Source organism: Actinomadura luteofluorescens (assembly GCF_013409365.1).
GTDB classification, from domain to species: domain Bacteria; phylum Actinomycetota; class Actinomycetes; order Streptosporangiales; family Streptosporangiaceae; genus Spirillospora; species Spirillospora luteofluorescens.
On record NZ_JACCBA010000001.1, the window covers coordinates 6,542,557 to 6,558,498 of the forward strand.

Consider the following 15,942-nt stretch of genomic DNA (forward strand, 5'->3'; position numbering starts at 1 on the left):
TGAGGTTCTATGTTTTTCCTGTAAGCGCCGAAGTTGGATACAGGGAGGGTGGCATGCCCATCGTTCGTGAGCCTCTCGACCCTAAGATCTCAATGTGGTATTTCTTGGCCTTCTACCTGCGGTTTTGGCGGGAGAAGATGGGTCTATCGCTGACTCAGTGCGGGGAGATCATGGGAGTGACGCGGGGCACTGTATCCAACTTCGAAGCGGGGCGGCGACGCCTACAAGACGATCACGCTCGCGCCCTTGACAGGCACTTCGGAACCGGCCTTTTATTTCAACTCTTGCTCTGGTTTGCCCGAATGGCGCATGATCCCAACTGGGGTAAGCAGCTCGTCAAGTATGAGCAGGAAGCGGCGCTGATCAAGACCTATCACGGTCAGGTGATCCCGCTCGCGCTCCAGACCGACGAGTACACCTGGGCTTACGTCCAGACCAGTACGCGTAAGGACTTCGAGGCCGCGATGGAGCGGAGGGTCGCTCGGAAGCGGTCCTTCTTCGGTAGAGGTGACGACGTCGAGATGTGGGCGACGCTTGATGAGAGCGTCCTGGCGCGGGAGGTAGGCGGACCAAGGGTCATGAAGGCCCAGTTGGAACACCTGCTCGCCACGAGCGATCTGCCGCAGTTCAGCATCCGCATCGTTCCGTTCAAATCAGGCGCGCACATTGGTGTCGACGGGTCGTTGCAGGTCCTCAGCCTGGAGAGCCGCGACATCGCGTATTCGGGTGCCCAGAACGGGGGGCGCTTGATCGAAGCACCTGGCGAGGTCCGCGAACTGTCGGTTATGTTCGATCGCATCGGCGCGAAGGCGCTCTCGGAGGAGGGCTCTCGCGAGATCATCAAGCGGTATTTGGAGAGCTACGAATGATCATTCAATGGCGCAAGAGCATCCACAGCGGCGGAGCGAACGACGAGCACTGCGTTGAGGTGGGGCGACTTGCGCCAGGGGTTGGGGTCGGGTTGCGGGACAGCAAGGACCCTGACGGGGGGTACCTGACCCTCTCCGGTGTCCAGTTCGCCTGCTTGATCCAGCAGCTCAAGCAGGACTCGACCCGCTGACCGTCCTCCCCTTCTGGCTCGTTCGCACACCCTGGCCCGTGCCCCTCTCGCGAGATCATCAAGCGGCGCTTGGAGAGTTACCGATGAGCATCCAGTGGCGTAAGAGCACCCACAGTGGTGGAGCAGATGATCAGCACTGCGTTCAGTTGGGGCGGCTTGCGGCAGGGGTTGGGGTGCGGGACAGCAAGGACCCTGATGGGGTCCACCTCACCCTCTCCGGTGTCCAGTTCGACAACCTGATCGCGCAACTCAAGCAGGACACGGCTGGCTGACCGTTCCCTGGTTCTCAACGCATTGGGCGGGTGTAATGCCCGCTGCCTGGGACGGCGCCGCTGCCCGGCTCTCCCCGCTCAAGCGGCGTCGAGAGGTCAGGCGCGGAGCAGGTCGGTCGAAACGGTCCACAGACGCTTGGCGGTGGCGGGGTCGAGCGCCCATTCCTTGACACCGTGCGGGTGCTGTGCGAGGTCGGCGTCGTCCGGGACGGTATAAGCCTCCTGCGCATCGTCGAGGTAGTGGCCTCCGGAGTGGGCGAATTCAGGGGCGACGGCCGCGACGATGCTGGTGGCGGCCCCCTGCTCGACCGTTTTGTACGTGAAGACCCCGGCGGCCTCGGCCGCGTCGAGCGACTCCTTCTGCTCCCGTGTGAAGTTCCGCTGTAGTCCCGTCGCGACACCGCCGGGGTTCACCGCGTTGGCGACGATGCCGTCGGCCGCCCACCGGCGGGTCGCCTCGACGGCGAAGAGGGAGTTCGCCGTCTTCGACTGGGCGTACGCGATCTGCGGGTCGTAGTCGCGACGCTCGAAGTGGAGATCGTCGAAGTCGATGCCGCTCCGCATGTGCGCCGTCGAACTGACCGAGACGATCCGTGCTCCGTCCCGGTCGGACGCTCCCAGGGCCAGAGCGTCGTGAAGGCGGGTGGCCAGGGCGAAGTGGCCGAGATGGTTGGTCGCGAACTGCAGCTCCCATCCCTCACGGGTTCGTTCGAGGCCACCGGTGACCACACCCGCATTGTTGATCAGTAGGTGGAGCGGGCCGCTCCACGCGTCGGCGAACCGGGTGACGGAGGCTCGGTCGGCGAGGTCGAGCTGGGCGACTCGGGGCCGGATTCCTCCGGTCGACCTCTCGATCGTCTCGGCGACGGCGTCACCCGCGGTCGTGTTCCGGACGGCGATCGTCACTTCCGCCCCGGCGGCGGTCAGCGCCCGAGCCGTCTCGACCCCGAGGCCGGAGGAGGCTCCCGTCACGATCGCGCGGACACCGGTGAGGTCGACGTCCTGCAACACCTCGGCCGCGGTGCTGGAGGCGGTGAAGGGCGTGGAGATGAGTCGATCCATGAGGCCGACTATACGCACTAGACTCAATTTGTATAGTTCGTCATCCGCCTCGTAGGGTGGCTCCATGAGCAGCGCCGAAGCCGGCCACTCCCTGCCGACAGCCGCCGATTCCGACCGCCGCGCGGCGGTTCTGGACTCCGCCATGGTCACGTTCGCGCGATTCGGCTACAGGAAGACCTCGATGGAGGAGGTGGCGCGGGCGGCGCACATCTCCCGGCCCGGGCTCTACTTCCTCTTCTCCTCGAAAGAGGCCCTCTTCCGGGCTGCGGTCGTTCAAGCCCTGGAGCGGGACATCGCAGCGGTCGAACACGTCCTGGCCGACGTCGGCCGCCCGCTTCCAGAGCGCCTCGCCGAAGCGTTCGACCACTGGGCGGGCCGCTACATCGGCCCGCTGGCGCGCGACGTCACGGCGGTCATCGAGGCCAACCCCGGCCTACTCGGAGAGATCGTCGAGACCATGCCGCGGCGATTCGAAGAACTGATCACAGACGCGATCGCCGTCGAGTCGGGTCGGGAGGCGGCCTCCTCCATCGCGCAGACGTTGATCAGCGCATCGATCGGCCTCAAGCATCAGGTCGCATCGCGGGATTCCTACCTCGACCGGCTGAAGGTCGCCATCGGCCTTCTGGTGCGCTAGATCGCGAGAGGTAAGCGGTACTGGTCGTTCAGCGTGGGGCCCGCAACCGCTCGATCTCCTCCGCCAGGCCGCCGGACGCCATGGGGCATCGCCCGTCTCGTAGAACCGCCGTCGCGGCAGGTCTCGCGTGACGCCTCCGACTCGGCCGCGGAAGTGGGCCTCGTGAGGCCGTCCGCTTACGCTGTATTGCGACCGGTGCTGGTTGATTCGACATCGAGTTCGGGTTGGCTGATCTCGGCCCACACCTCATCGAGGGAGAGGCCGAGGACCTCGGCGATCGCGGCGATGGTCGAGAAGGCGGGAGTGGCCACGCGGCCTGTCTCGATCTTCCGGAGGGTCTCCGGGGAGACCCGGGCGTCGAGCGCGGTGTCGAGTATCGAGCGCTCTCCTCTGGCCCGTCGCAGGAGGGCGCCGAGGCGCTGTCCGCGTTCGAGCTCCGCGGGGGTGAGCGGCAACCTGACCATGGCGCCTATTGTAGTACCGGTATAGTATGACCGGTATAGTTATTGGTACACGTGAGGATGGGCGCCGCATGATCGAGATCTTGAACGCCAGCGAAGTGGCCCAGGCCAGGCACACGGGCGCCCTGGTCGCCGACATCCTGCATACGGTGAAAAGCCGCACGACGGTCGGCACGAACCTGCTGGACATCGACCAGTGGACGAAAGCCATGATCGTCGAGGCGGGGGCGGAGTCCTGCTACGTCGACTACGCGCCGTCCTTCGGGCGTGGGCCGTTCGGCCACTACATCTGCACGTCCGTCAACGACGCCGTCCTTCACGGGCTGCCCTACGACTACACGCTCGCCGACGGGGACCTGCTGAGCCTCGACCTCGCCGTCTCCCTGGGGGGAGTCGCCGCCGACTCGGCCATCAGCTTCATCGTGGGCGAGACGAGCCCGCCGGAGAGCGCCGCGCTGATCAGCACGACCGAACGCGCGCTGCGGGCGGGGATCGCCGCGGCCGGCCCCGGGGCTCGCACCGGAGACATCTCCCACGCCATCGGCTCGGTCCTGCGCGAGGCGGGGTATTCGATCAACACCGACTTCGGCGGCCACGGCATCGGATCGACGATGCACCAGGACCCGCACGTCTCCAACACCGGACGCCCCGGCCGCGGGTACAAGCTGCGCCCTGGGCTGCTGCTCGCCCTGGAGCCGTGGATCATGTCCGACACCGTCGACCTCGTCACCGACGCCGACGGCTGGACGCTCCGCAGCGCCACGGGCTGCCGCACGGCCCACAGCGAGCACACGATCGCCATCACCGAGGACGGCGCCGAAATCCTCACCCTTCCGGAGCACGCACGCCCCTAAGGCCGAAGCCGCCGTCTCCGGCCGCGGATCAGACGAAGACCGCGCGGATGTCGCCGCCGAAGTAGCCGCTGCCCGCGTAGGGCCCATGAGATAGCGGGAGCGTTCACGACGGGTCCGCCGATGGTGGTGCAGTGTCCCGGCCCGCAGGCCGTGCCAACGACGTAGTAGCGGCCCGCGTCGCAACCGACTCCGATGCGCTTGCCGTCCGTGGATCGGTACGTCGAGCAGACGATCCTCTTGCCGGCCTGCCCGGTGGCCTGGACGGACGTGGCGGCGTGTGCGGGAGGTGCGGTCAGCCCTGCGGTGGAGGCCGCCGCAGCCGCGAGTGCGGCCACGACGAGTCGCGCGTTCGCGATCATGGCATGTCCTTTGCTGGTGTTCGGATGCTCTCAGTCGTATTGGGGCTCAGGCCGCGACCAGGTCACCGAGGTGCCGGGCGGGCAGGCCACAAGCGAGAAGTACTTCGAGGTGTACTGCTCATAGTTGCCGTGCCTGTAGGAACCGTCGCTGCATTTGGCCTGGGTCTGATACACGCGCGCCTCGGGTGGTCCCGCCCAGCAGTGGTAGCTCGCAGTGCGGTCGTAGCTGTGGTCGTCGCAGGTCTGCCCTTTGTAAACGAAGGAGTGTGCGGGCGCCTGCGCGCTCGCGGGGACGGAGAGCGGGGACGCGAGTGCGACCGCGGCCACGGCCGTCGCGGTGATCTTGCCGAGGATGAAGCGACCCATTCCGACCCTCCCAGAACACTTACTCTCGGTTTCTCTTTGAATGCATAACGTAATCGTTGCTGGGTGGCGCGGGCATCCGGGTAAACGCGTACAAGGCCAGGACCTTGGAGCCGGGCCGGGGGTAGGGCGTGAGCGTGGCGGCGTCCAGAGCCGTCCGGGCACCGGTGCCGGGACGGCCGGAGCCGACGGGGGTGAAACGCCGCCGTCTGGAGGCGGTGCGCGGCTCGTTCGACACCGCCCCTGCCCGTTTGCTCGACGCGAACCGCGTTCACCACGAGCATTGACAGGGCGACTGCAGCCCCTGCCCCGCGCCGCGTCGGAGCGGCGCCATCAGTGGCCCCCGCCGCCTCCCAGATCGAGCACGCCGAAGGCGAAGTCCTGGTTCGGCGGGTCCGCGCTCGCCAGCAGGACGAAGCGGGCCCCCGGCAGGTCGGTCAAGGCGTCACCGAGGTAGGGATCCTGCTCGAACCGTGCCGTGATCATCTCCATCGGCCCGCCGAAGCCGAGCAGGAGTAGCGCGAGGAAGCGACGCCGGTGCGAGACTATGCCGGTAAGCGGCGCCCCGTCGTCCATCGGGCCGTCCTCCTCCAGCCGTTCGAGCAATTCCTCCACGGTGTCGCCGGTAGCCGCCACCACATCGACGGCCAGCAGGTCCAGCGCGTCGTAAACCGACGCGGCGCCGGCCCGGGCCGCGAACTCCTCAGCGCCCTGGGCGCGCAGGCGCGAAACGTCCAGTTCGAGTCCTTCGCCGTATGCGACCGCAAGATAAGGGCCGGCGCACAACTCGGGTCGCCGCCGGTTCCCGTCCGCCTCCGCCAGGCAGCGCAACGCTTCATCGAGATCCATGCCGCACAAGCCTGCCGCACGCTTCCGACACCGTCCGTTTCGCCGCCGTCGCCCTTCATGACCCGCCCTGGCCGTAGCGGCCAGGAGCAACGGCGATCCTTCGATCAGATCAAGCAGAGTCTCGACGGTCTCAGCAAGAGAAAACAGTTAGAGGAAGTCGGCAAAGGTTTTGAAAGAGACGGTCTGAAGTGCAAGCCCGAAGCTGATCTGCTAACTAGGGCCGAAAAAGAAAGGATTCTTCAGACTCCCCGAAGGTATGACTGTATAGAATATCTGCCAGCTGGCGAGACAAGGATACGGACAGTCTATTCGTCAAGGTGCGCCTCAATGGCAAGGTCCACGCTTACCCGCTGACTCGAGAGGGACGTGCGTGATTTTTTGGCTGCAAACAGCGAATCCTGAGACCCTGGAGGTCGCGTCGGCCGCGGACATGGCGCACGCGACCGCGCAGATGTATCCCATGGATACCGAAGCTGCCATCTTGTTCTGGAACCGGGTCCCCGTGCGACTCGAATACCGCTACGACATTCCCGTCCTGCTTGATGACCTGGTCCCGCTGCTTGAAGAGGTCCAGGACCCCGAAGTTCCCCAAACTGAGGTCTACTGGGCCTCCGATACATTCTCCGCCGAATGGAACGTCGCCCGCGACGGTGATTCGCTCAGAATCGTCTCGCGCTGGGAAAGCGTTCATGGAAGCTACGAATCTCTCCTCAATGACCGAAGTCAGTTGACCGTGAGGATCGATTCCTTCGTAGCCGAGTGGCTGAAAGTGCTACGCCGGATCACATCCGATCTTGCCGCTCGTCATGTGCGCCTGGAAGACGATGACATCGCGACTCGGGCGCAAATGCTGTTGTCGAAGTCGAGTTGACCTTTCCAGCCACTCGGCCGAGACGGCGCCGTCCAGCCAGGGTGCGGTCACGGCGATCTGGGCGAGCCCTTCGGGCTCACCGGCCGCGATCGCGGTGCCGTGGTCGCGCAGATAGAGCAGCACGGGAGGCGCCACCGATGCCGGTGTCGGTGACGGCCTCGGTCACCGGTCGGGGCCGCAGCATCACGTCGACGTAGACCTGCCGGGTCCGCAGGACGTACTCCGCCCGGGTGACCAGCCCGATCGGCATCCGCCGCAGGTAGACGCGATCCCTTTCGCCGCCCTCCCGCCTGTTAACCGCGTCGTCCCGCCGTCCGGCGGAGAGTCGCCGATCCGATATCGGCCATTGTCGGTGCCCGTCGTTACGCTCGCCCTTGGTGGAGCAGAGGCGGCGACGGGGGAGCTGATGATCGTCGAGAGGGCGGGGGACCTTCTCCAGGACGACGCGCAGGCGCTCGTCAACCCGGTCAACACGGTCGGGGTCATGGGCAAGGGGCTCGCGCTCCAGTTCAGGCGGGCTCACCCGGAGAACTTCGAGGCCTATGCCAAGGCCTGCGCGGAGAAGCGGGTCCGGCCCGGAGAGGTGTTCCCGGTGCCGGTCGAGGCCGGCCGCTGGATCCTCAACTTCCCCACCAAGCGGCATTGGCGGAGCACCTCCCGGCTTGAGGACATCGAGGCGGGCCTTGATGACCTCGTCCGCCTTTCGGGTGAACTGGGGCTGGTCACGATCGCCGTTCCGCCGCTCGGCTGCGGCCACGGCGGCCTGCCGTGGCCGACCGTCCGGTCATTGATCAACGAGAAACTCGGCGAACTGGACGCGGAGATCCGCCTCTACCCGCCCGAGCCGCTATGAGGTCCCCTCGGTTAACGTCCGGGGGCCGGCGCATTAGGTGAGCAGGTCCTCGGGGCTGGTCGAGGTCGGGAAGCCGGTGCTGGCGCCCCACATCTCCGCGAACCGGCCGTCCTCGAAGCGGAAGATCTCGAACAGTTCGGGCTGCGCGCCGCCGTCCGGAAGGGCGAGTCCCTCGACGGTCGAGCGGACGGCGGCCCTGTCGCCGTCGACCAGGACGTCCTGGGCGACGACCCGCACTTCCGGGAACCGGGAGACGAGCATGCGCCAAGCGGCCTGGCCCGCCTCGAAGCCGGCGCCGAGGGGATGGCTGAAGAAGTCAGGCGTGTGCAGGGCGGCGGCCGCGTCGAACTGCCTGGTGTTGAAGCACTCCTGCATCCGCCGTACCAGGGTGCTTGCGTCCTCGCGAGTGGTCATCGGGGCGTTCTCCTCGTGGCCGGTGCATGGCGAGCGGCGCGAGCCTAAGCGGTGCGCCGCCCCGGTTAGTTTCCAGAGTATCCGGTGCGGCGCCCCGGTTATGCTGATACGGATATGTCCAGCCAGCCACCTGATCCCGACCCGGCGACGGCCACCCGGCGCGACCGGGGGTTGCGGGCCGATGCGCGCCGCAATCGCGAGCGGGTGCTGCGGACCGCTCAGCGGCTGTTCGCGACGGAGGGGCTGGGCGTCTCGCTCGACGAGATCGCCCGCCGCGCCGGTGTCGGCCCCGGTACCGTCCACCGTCACTTCCCGGCCAAGGAAGAGCTGTACCTCGCCGTCGCGATCGACATGCTGGAAGGGTTGATAGCCGAGGCGGAGACGCTCGCCGCCACCGGCGACCCCGAGGCCGTGTTCACGCTGCTGGCCCGGATGGTCGCCGCGGGGGCCGAGAACGAGGCCGTGAAGAGCGCGCTCGCGGCCGCCGAGTTCGACCTGCGCACCGCCGCCCCCGACGTCGCGGCAGACCTCACCCGCCACGTCGCGGACCTGCTCGACCGCGCGCACGCGGCCGGAACGGTTCGCGACGACGTCACAGCCGACGAGGTGATGGCCTTGGTCGCCGGCGCCTTCGCCGCCATCCGCCACGCCGGTGCGGAAACCGACCAGGGCCGATCGGCTCGCATCGCCCAACTGATCCTGGACGGCCTCCGCCCCCGCTGAGCGGCAGGCCGCGTCAGACCGGGAGGACCGCGCCCGCCGTGGGGGTGAACCTTGATCGTGTTGGGTGCGTCGGTACGGGGGACGGTGGGTCGACGGGAGGAGCGGGATGCTCAATCTGGACGGATGGAACGCGATCGACGGGGTGCTCAAGGAGCACTACGGGGACGCGGCGCGGTTGGAGTGGGACGCGCCTGTGCCGTACCGGCCGGCGGGGCCGATGCCGGTGGGGCGGTTCGTCACCAACACGATCGCGATCTACCCGCGGGACGAGCCCGTGCCGCACTGGCATCTCGTGGGGTACGCGCTGACCGCGCCGTTCGAGGAGCGCGGGTACGAGTTCACGCTGCGGGTGCCGCGGCGGCCGGAGGAGACGGAGGCGCCGAACTGGGCGCTGGCGCACCTGGAGCATCTGGCGTTGTACGTGGTGAAGAGCGGCAACGACTTCCAGGTGGGGCACTACATCGAGTTCCCCGACCCGATCGACCCCGAGCGGCCGGACTCCGACGTCCGCGCCGGGGGGCTGGTGCTGGACCCCGAGCTCGGGCGGGCGCGGACGGACCTGGGGGACGTCACGTTCCTGCAGTTCGTCGGCCTCACCACCGACGAGCTGCACGCGGCGCAGTCGTGGCATGTGGACGGGCTCGTCGAGGCGATGGCGCCGCACCTGCCGATGCTGGTCACCGATCTCGGCCGGATGTCGCTGGCGGACCTGCCCGACGTCGCGTGGGCGGTCCGCGAGGGCTCGGCGCGGGAGGGGGCGGGGACGGGGTTCCTGTTCTTCCAGCGGCTGGCCGCCGACACCTCGGACGGTGTCACGCTGGAGATCGGCGTCCAGCACGTGTCGCAGTTCACCAAGGTGCTGCCGGCCCGGGTGCCGCACGGGAACCCGCTGATCCTGCGCGGGCCCGGGGAGCCCGTCGTGCTGCTCCCGGGGCGGGACTTCCGCCACGCCCGCAACGGCGACGCCCTGGAGATCACGATGCCGGACGGGGTGTGCCGCGCCGTCGCCGACACCGTCCGGCCGCAGCCCGGGTCCTACCTCGTCGGGCCACTGACGGTGAACGTGGTCGCCTAGCCGGGGTCGGCGGTCGTGTGGGGGAGGGCGACCATCGCCATGACGTGCTGCGCCGGGCTGCCCGGCGGGGAGTAGAGGAGGAACGGGCGGCCCGGGGAGTCGGTGCGGTTCTCGGCCTCGTAGAGGACGGCGACGCCGGCGCTGGACAGGTGGGTGACGCCGGTCAGGTCGACGGTGAGGGGCGTGGTGCCGCCGCGGGTGCGGACCACGAGCTCCTCGCGCAGCTGCTCGGCGGTGGCGGCGTCGATCGGGCCGTCGAGGCGGATCCGCGGGTGCCCCTCCGAGGGCTGGTCCAGGATCAGCAGCAGGTTCGGCAGGTCGGACGGCGCCGGTGCCGGCGCGACCTCGCCGGGGGTGAGGAGCCGCGCGGGGCGGGTCAGCCGGTGCCGGACGGTGGCCGTCGTCCCGCGCGGGCCGGTCTCGACGTGCAGCTCGTCGGCGAAGTCGCTCGCCATGGCGAGGCCGCGGCCGCGGTCCTCGGTGGGCTGCCAGGGCTCGCGCCAGTGGCCGTCGTCGGCGACCTCGATCTCGACGACGCCGCGCGCTGTGCACTCGGCCCGGATCCGGACGGCGCCGGGCGTGCCGTCGTAGGCGTGCTCGACCGCGTTGGTGACGAGCTCGCCGATCGCGTGGCGCAGGAGGATGACGTCCTCGGCGCGGGCCCCGAGGTCGTACAGCCACTCGTCGAGGGCCTTGCGGGCGGCGGGGATCGCCTCCGACTCGGCCGGCAGGTCCAGCGGCAGCGGCGCGGGCGGGGCGGTCCGCTGCGCGGCCAGCAGCGCGATGTCGTCGTCGTGCCCCGACGTCCTGATCAGCAGTTCCAGCGTCTGCGTGGTGAGGCGGTCGACGGCGGTGAGCCAGTCCTCGCGCAGCGCCCGCCCGGCGGCGACGTCAGCGGCGACCTCCGCCAGCTCGACGGTTCCGGCCGCGACCTCCTGGCCGGGCCGCCGCACGATGCCGTCGCTGTAGAGGAGGAGCTGGTCGCCGACGGCGAGCCGGTCGTGCGCGAGCGGGAAGCCGGTCCCGGTGCCGAGCGGCCCGCCGCCGGACGAGCGCAGGTAGCGGGCGGGGCCTTCGGACGGGATCAGCAGCGGCGGCGGATGCCCGGCCGTGCAGTACGTCACCCGCCCGTCGCCCGGGTCGACGGCGGCGACGCACACGGTCGCCGCCCGCGCGGCCGGGAGGCGTTCGGCGAGCCGGTCGGCGGCGGCGAGCGCCTCGGCGATGTCGCCGGTGTGGTCGAGCCGGTCCTCCAGGACGGCGCGGATCCGTCCCATCGCCGCCGACGCCTCGACGCCGTGCCCCGCCACGTCCCCGACCACGAGGGCCGTCCGGCCGTCGGGGAGGGGGACGGCGTCGAACCAGTCGCCGCCCGCGGCGGAGGCGCCGCCGGGCAGGTAGCTGCCGCCGATCTGCAGGCCCGGCAGGATCGGCAGGCCCGCGGGCAGCAGCTGCCGCTGCAGCGCCCCGACGGCGTCGCCGGGCTCGCCCGCGCCCTCCTCGGCGGCACGGCGCGCCGCCTGCCGCTCCCGCACCCGCTCGGTGACGTCCTGCGCGAACGCCACGAGCCGGACCACCTCGCCGGTCGCGGACTTCTGCGGGACGACCGTGCAGTCGAGGTACACGTCCTCGTCGGGGCCGGTCGCGCGGGGGAGCTGGATCCGCCATTCGCGCGCCGTGACCGTCTCACCGGTGCGGAACGGGCGGTCGAGCAGGTCGGACAACTGCTGGGCGACGAACTCGGAGAACAGTTCGGCGGCGGAGCGGCCGAGTACCTCGTCCCGCTCCACCAGCGCGCGGTAGGCGGCGTTCACCGCGACCAGCCGGTACTCGCCGGGGCTCTCGACCCCGGCGACCGCGGCCGGGATCGCCTCGAACACCTGCCGGACGGTCCGGGCGTCGCCGGTGAGCCTGTCCATGTCCTCGTCGCGTGCGGACTCTTGCATCAACCCTCCGGATGGTCACCTCCGTGCGTCCCTTTGTTTCCGACTCATCCGGGTTAACACCTTGTGACGCACTCGTTGCGCAAGCATCCGGTACCCGCTTGCGTCGAGGAGATTCATTCATACCTGGGGTGCCCGGCGCCAGGCCTGGCCCCCCGCCGGACGCGCCGCCCCACCTCACCTGGTCCTAGGCCGATCGGACCTCAGCGGTCGGGACCGCAGACCGACGCGGGCGCCCGCCCCCGGCGGCCAGCATGGACGCATGACCGCAGACCTCACCGCCGAGGCGGCGGCGCGGCCGGCCGCCGGGGCGGGCACCCCGGGCTGGGCCGCGCTGCTCGCCGCGTCGATCGGCCAGTTCCTCGTCGTCCTCGACATCTCCGTCGTCAACGTCGCCCTGCCGCACATCCGCGAGGGCCTCGGCCTCGGCGCGACCGGGCTGCAGTGGGTCGTCAACGCCTACTCGCTGGCCTTCGCCGGGTTCCTCCTCCTCGGCGGGCGCGCCGCCGACCTCTTCGGCCGCAAGCGCGTCTTCATCACCGGTCTCGGCCTGTTCACCGTCGCCAGCCTCGCCGGCGGGTTCGGGCAGGACGGCGCGATGCTGGTCGGGGCGCGCGCGTTCCAGGGCCTCGGCGCGGCGATCCTCGCGCCCGTCACGCTGTCGCTCATCACCGGCACCTTCCCCGAGGGCCCGGCCCGGACGCGGGCGATCGCCATGTGGACGGCGGTCGGCACCGCGGGCGGCGCGACCGGCGGCCTCGTCGGCGGGCTGCTGACCGACTACCTGAGCTGGCGCTGGGTGCTGCTGATCAACGTTCCGGTCGGCGCGGTCGTCGCGGTGATCGCCGCCCGCTGGCTGCGCGGCGAGGGCGACGCGGCCGGGCGGCGCCGCCTCGACCTGCCCGGCGCCGTCCTCGTGACCGCGGGCGTGGGCCTGCTCGCGTTCGGCATCGGCGAGACGGGGGACCACGGCCTGCGGGGTGCGATCCCGCTCGCCGCCGGCATCGTTCTGCTCGCCGTGTTCGTCGCGGTCGAGGCGCGCACCTCCGAGCCGCTCGTCCAGTTGCGCCTGTTCCGGCTGCGCAGCGTCGCGGTCGGCAACCTCGCGACGCTCGTCGGGACGATGGCGGGCTTCGCGCTCTGGTACTTCCTGTCGCTCTACATGCAGAACGTCCTGCACTACAGCGCCGTCCGGACCGGCCTGTCGTTCCTGCCGCACACGGCGGGGATCATCATCGGCTCGCGGCTCGCGCCGCCCCTGATGGCGCGGATGGGCGCCCGGCGCCTCGCCGGCATCGGCGGGATCGTGGCAGCCGCGGGCTTCGCGTGGCAGAGCCTCGTGCTGGAGGCCGACGGGACGTTCCTCACCGCCATCCTCGGGCCGGGCGCGGCCATGGCCCTCGGCTTCGGCCTCCTGATGACCCCGCTGGTGGAGGCGTCGACGAGCGGCGCGGACCCCTCCGAGGCGGGCGCGGTCGCGGGCGTCGTCAACACCTCCCGCACGATCGGCGGCGCGATCGGCCTCACCGTCCTCGGCACCGCCGCCGCGCACGCCGGGCCGGACCTGGTGGACGGCTACTCGACCGCCTTCCTCGTCGCGGCCGTCATCACCGCCGCCGGCACGGCCATCGTCCCGTTCCTGCCGGGGCCCCACCGGGTGTCTCAGTCGGAGGAGGAGGCGGCGACCGCGTGACGCACGGCCCCGGCCGCGACGACCGCCCACACGACGACGGCGGGCCAGAGCAGGGCCTTGCCGAGCGCCCCGAGCCACGGGACGTCGCAGCCTGATGCCCGCTCACGGATCCACCATGGCCGCCTGCAAGGGGCCGGGCCAGTTGCCCGATAACAGAAACGGGCGCACCGGAAGGCGCGCCCGTTTCTGTCAGAAGCGAGGAAAGCGAAAGGGCTGGTTGCCTATCAGGGATGAGAAGGAAGCCCCTTCATGGCCTCGCATGTCGACTTTATCAGTCAGGCCGGGATCAGGTCACTCAGGTTTTCCGGCGTGTAGACCGTGGAGTCCTCGTGCAGGCCGTCCGGGCGTTCCAGGCCGATGAACGTGACCGGCTCGCCGGGCGGCGTGCCGTCCCAGAGGGTCGTCTCGCCGGCGCCGAGCAGGTCCACCAGGTGGCGGACGGTCAGGTGGCGGCGCTCCACGATGCCGCGCAGCAGTTCCGCCGTCGTCACGCGGTTGTCCTCCACCCGGTTGAACTCCGGCGCGCCCTTCAGGTGCAGGTGCAGCCACTTGGCGCGCCACCGGCCGTCGTCGCCGCGCAGGAACACCAGCGGCAGCGCGACCCGGCCCGGCCCGCGCAGCTCCGACTTCATCCGGACGGTCCGCGCCTCGAACGGGCGCCCCTTCTGCTCCCCGTCGCGCAGCATGAACCCGAAGAACGACTCCTCGACCTGTTCGAAATTCTCCCCGGAATAGACGTCCACCTGCGGGACGATGAACCAGGCCTCGACCTTGGCGAGGTTCAGGTTGATGAACTCCGACGCGCCTTCGGGGGCGTTGGTGATGTCGCCGGAATGCTCTCCCGCCACGGTCTTGAGATTGGTGTAGGAAATCCATTCGGGGTCGCCGTAGTCCTCGCCGAGCATGAGCACGGAAAGGTCGAAGTCCGTCCTGCGCTCGCGCTGCCGCCAGTAGACGAAGAAGCGCAGCAGCTCGTCGTCCACGGGGGCCACCGAGCCGCGCGGCAAGACGCCGAGCCCCTTCCCGGCCGACTTCCCGCTGAGCGGCAGCGCGACGTCGAGCACGTCGGGGTCGACGACCAGGCGGCCGACGGACGGGAGGCGGTCCCGGATCTCGCCGTCCAGCATCGCCGTGAGCCGCTCCGCCGCGCCGGGGTCCAGGGGCGGGCGGGTGTCGGGCAGGGTGACGCCGCGGCCGAGCCGGTTGGCGAACAGCCGCGTCCGCCCGGGCTCGGCGGCTCGGTTGAGCAGGTGCTCCCGCACCGACAGCAGCACCCGGCCCGAGACGCGGCCGATCACGGACTCGGCCGTGTCCAGCACCGCGTCCTGGGAGTCCGGCGCGAGGCGCAGCAGCCGGTCCAGGGACCGGAACAGCATGCCGGGCGCGCCCGCCGCGACGTGCGCGGCGCCCTCGACGTCCTCGGACGCCAGCCGCGCCTCGAAGCGCGCCGCGAACGACGGCGCCCTCTTCTCGCCGCGCGCGACCGCGAACACGTCCGCGGCCCCGGGCCACTTCGGGTGCTCGTGCGGGTGGAGCCGCTCGCCGAGCCGCTTCCACGGCTCGCGCCGGGCGGCGACGTCTCCGAGCTTGCCGGGGTCGTCGCGCACGACGCCGTCGAGCGCGGCGAGCAGCGCCCGGCGCACGGGACGCGGCATCGACACGAATCGGGTGGGCTCCTGGAGGGTCACGTCGCCGTCCGACAGCGCGCACGCCAGGCGCAGCACGTCGGTGACCGTGTCGACGAGGAGGCCGGCGCCCAGCGTCAAGCGGACCCGGTTGATGACGGCGCGGTTCTCCCGGACGGGGATCCGCTCCGGGTGCGGGCCGCCGGTGTGGTGCGCGGCCAGCTTCCCGAGCGTCTCCAGGTCCTCCTCGCCCAGCGGCGTGGTGCTCTCCGCGAGCCGCAGGTACAGCTCCGCGGCCTCCTCGGCGAGGGCCCGCCCGAGGTGCAGGACGGTCACCCGGTCGCCCGCGGCGGCGACCAGCTCGTCCTGCGCCGCCAGCATCTCCTCGTAGGTGTGCTGGTAGCGGCCGTAGCCCTTGAGCGCGAGCAGGTCGAGGACGCCGCCGCGCCGCGACTCGCGGGCCGCCGGAGCGAGCTTCGCGTCCTGCAGCGTCTCGTGGAGGAGCCCGAGCCAGAAGTCCAGGGTGTCGGGCACGTTGCGCGGGAAGTCGCGGAAGTAGGTGTTGTGCTGGACGTGGTCGCCCGCCAACTCGCGGACGGTCGCGAGCGTGCGCACCGCGACGCTCCGGACGGTCTGGTCCGCCAGCCCCGACAGGGCGCGCAGGACGTCGCCGGACAGCTTGAAGCCGGCCGACATCAGCGCGGCGTCGAACTGCCGCGCGACCGACGCCCCTTCTCCGGACGGACCGGACGGCGCGGGAATGCAATGCGTGTGCCGGACGACCAGTGCCTCAAGCCAGATGCTCACCGCGCCATGGTGACAGAGCGC

General features: G+C 70.2%; 18 protein-coding genes. 10 read left to right on the forward strand and 8 right to left on the reverse strand.

Annotated features, from left to right (window positions below):
• The first annotated feature begins 53 nt into the window (after nucleotides 1–53).
• From BJY14_RS30500 to BJY14_RS30510, 3 genes are all read left to right on the forward strand, one after another.
• The gene (locus tag BJY14_RS30500; protein WP_179846768.1) at nucleotides 54–869 is read left to right on the forward strand and encodes a helix-turn-helix domain-containing protein; all 816 of its coding nucleotides are present in this window, start codon (nucleotides 54–56) and stop codon (nucleotides 867–869) included.
• On the forward strand, nucleotides 866–1,060 hold the full coding sequence (locus tag BJY14_RS30505) for a DUF397 domain-containing protein (RefSeq protein ID WP_179846769.1): 195 nt from the start codon (nucleotides 866–868) through the stop codon (nucleotides 1,058–1,060). Before BJY14_RS30500 ends, BJY14_RS30505 begins: the two co-directional genes overlap by 4 nt.
• 83 nt (nucleotides 1,061–1,143) lie before the next feature.
• A complete protein-coding gene (locus BJY14_RS30510) occupies nucleotides 1,144–1,332 on the forward strand; it encodes a DUF397 domain-containing protein (protein ID WP_179846770.1) in 189 nt (62 codons plus the stop codon).
• A 96-nt stretch (nucleotides 1,333–1,428) separates the two neighbouring features.
• On the opposite strand, the gene BJY14_RS30515 is transcribed toward BJY14_RS30510, so the two are convergent.
• A complete protein-coding gene (locus tag BJY14_RS30515; RefSeq protein WP_179846771.1) occupies nucleotides 1,429–2,394 on the reverse strand; it encodes an SDR family NAD(P)-dependent oxidoreductase in 966 nt (321 codons plus the stop codon).
• 64 nt (nucleotides 2,395–2,458) lie between these two features.
• Between BJY14_RS30515 and BJY14_RS30520 the strand changes: the two genes are divergently transcribed.
• On the forward strand, nucleotides 2,459–3,031 hold the full coding sequence (locus tag BJY14_RS30520; RefSeq protein WP_179846772.1) for a TetR/AcrR family transcriptional regulator: 573 nt from the start codon (nucleotides 2,459–2,461) through the stop codon (nucleotides 3,029–3,031).
• Nucleotides 3,032–3,207: 176 nt separating this feature from the next.
• Here BJY14_RS30520 and BJY14_RS30525 read toward each other — a convergent pair whose 3' ends face one another.
• Entirely contained in the window at nucleotides 3,208–3,495 is a 288-nt protein-coding gene (locus BJY14_RS30525; RefSeq protein WP_179846773.1) for a helix-turn-helix domain-containing protein, read from the reverse strand.
• A 68-nt stretch (nucleotides 3,496–3,563) separates the two neighbouring features.
• Between BJY14_RS30525 and map the strand changes: the two genes are divergently transcribed.
• A complete protein-coding gene (gene map, locus BJY14_RS30530) occupies nucleotides 3,564–4,346 on the forward strand; it encodes a type I methionyl aminopeptidase (RefSeq protein ID WP_179846774.1) in 783 nt (260 codons plus the stop codon).
• 389 nt (nucleotides 4,347–4,735) lie between these two features.
• Here map and BJY14_RS30535 read toward each other — a convergent pair whose 3' ends face one another.
• Entirely contained in the window at nucleotides 4,736–5,071 is a 336-nt protein-coding gene (locus BJY14_RS30535) for a hypothetical protein (protein ID WP_179846775.1), read from the reverse strand.
• 330 nt (nucleotides 5,072–5,401) lie between these two features.
• Nucleotides 5,402–5,917, reverse strand: coding sequence for a hypothetical protein (locus BJY14_RS30540; protein ID WP_179846776.1), 516 nt, complete (start codon nucleotides 5,915–5,917; stop codon nucleotides 5,402–5,404).
• Nucleotides 5,918–6,287: 370 nt separating this feature from the next.
• Here BJY14_RS30540 and BJY14_RS30545 point away from each other — a divergent pair, with 370 nt between their 5' ends.
• Entirely contained in the window at nucleotides 6,288–6,788 is a 501-nt protein-coding gene (locus tag BJY14_RS30545; RefSeq protein WP_179846777.1) for a hypothetical protein, read from the forward strand.
• 76 nt (nucleotides 6,789–6,864) lie between these two features.
• Here BJY14_RS30545 and BJY14_RS30550 read toward each other — a convergent pair whose 3' ends face one another.
• A complete protein-coding gene (locus BJY14_RS30550) occupies nucleotides 6,865–7,038 on the reverse strand; it encodes a hypothetical protein (RefSeq protein WP_179846778.1) in 174 nt (57 codons plus the stop codon).
• Between the two features lie 156 nt (nucleotides 7,039–7,194).
• On the opposite strand from BJY14_RS30550, the gene BJY14_RS30555 reads away from it, so the two are divergent.
• The gene (locus BJY14_RS30555) at nucleotides 7,195–7,641 is read left to right on the forward strand and encodes a macro domain-containing protein (protein ID WP_179846779.1); all 447 of its coding nucleotides are present in this window, start codon (nucleotides 7,195–7,197) and stop codon (nucleotides 7,639–7,641) included.
• A gap of 33 nt (nucleotides 7,642–7,674) precedes the next feature.
• Here the strand turns inward: BJY14_RS30555 and BJY14_RS30560 are convergent, their stop codons facing one another.
• The gene (locus BJY14_RS30560; RefSeq protein ID WP_179846780.1) at nucleotides 7,675–8,055 is read right to left on the reverse strand and encodes an ester cyclase; all 381 of its coding nucleotides are present in this window, start codon (nucleotides 8,053–8,055) and stop codon (nucleotides 7,675–7,677) included.
• 114 nt (nucleotides 8,056–8,169) lie between these two features.
• On the opposite strand from BJY14_RS30560, the gene BJY14_RS30565 reads away from it, so the two are divergent.
• Nucleotides 8,170–8,778 carry a TetR/AcrR family transcriptional regulator gene (locus BJY14_RS30565; protein ID WP_179846781.1) on the forward strand — a complete coding sequence of 203 codons (609 nt, stop codon included), beginning with the start codon at nucleotides 8,170–8,172 and terminating at the stop codon, nucleotides 8,776–8,778.
• Nucleotides 8,779–8,884: 106 nt separating this feature from the next.
• The gene (locus BJY14_RS30570; RefSeq protein ID WP_179846782.1) at nucleotides 8,885–9,853 is read left to right on the forward strand and encodes a suppressor of fused domain protein; all 969 of its coding nucleotides are present in this window, start codon (nucleotides 8,885–8,887) and stop codon (nucleotides 9,851–9,853) included.
• Here the strand turns inward: BJY14_RS30570 and BJY14_RS30575 are convergent.
• Entirely contained in the window at nucleotides 9,850–11,799 is a 1,950-nt protein-coding gene (locus tag BJY14_RS30575) for a SpoIIE family protein phosphatase (RefSeq protein ID WP_179846783.1), read from the reverse strand. The two genes, BJY14_RS30570 and BJY14_RS30575, sit on opposite strands and share 4 nt — an antisense overlap.
• A 259-nt stretch (nucleotides 11,800–12,058) precedes the next feature.
• On the opposite strand from BJY14_RS30575, the gene BJY14_RS30580 reads away from it, so the two are divergent.
• Entirely contained in the window at nucleotides 12,059–13,489 is a 1,431-nt protein-coding gene (locus tag BJY14_RS30580) for an MFS transporter (protein ID WP_179846784.1), read from the forward strand.
• Between the two features lie 275 nt (nucleotides 13,490–13,764).
• Here BJY14_RS30580 and BJY14_RS30585 read toward each other — a convergent pair whose 3' ends face one another.
• Complete coding sequence (locus BJY14_RS30585) at nucleotides 13,765–15,921, reverse strand: TerD family protein (RefSeq protein ID WP_179846785.1); 2,157 nt, start codon at nucleotides 15,919–15,921, stop codon at nucleotides 13,765–13,767.
• Nucleotides 15,922–15,942 lie beyond the last annotated feature (21 nt).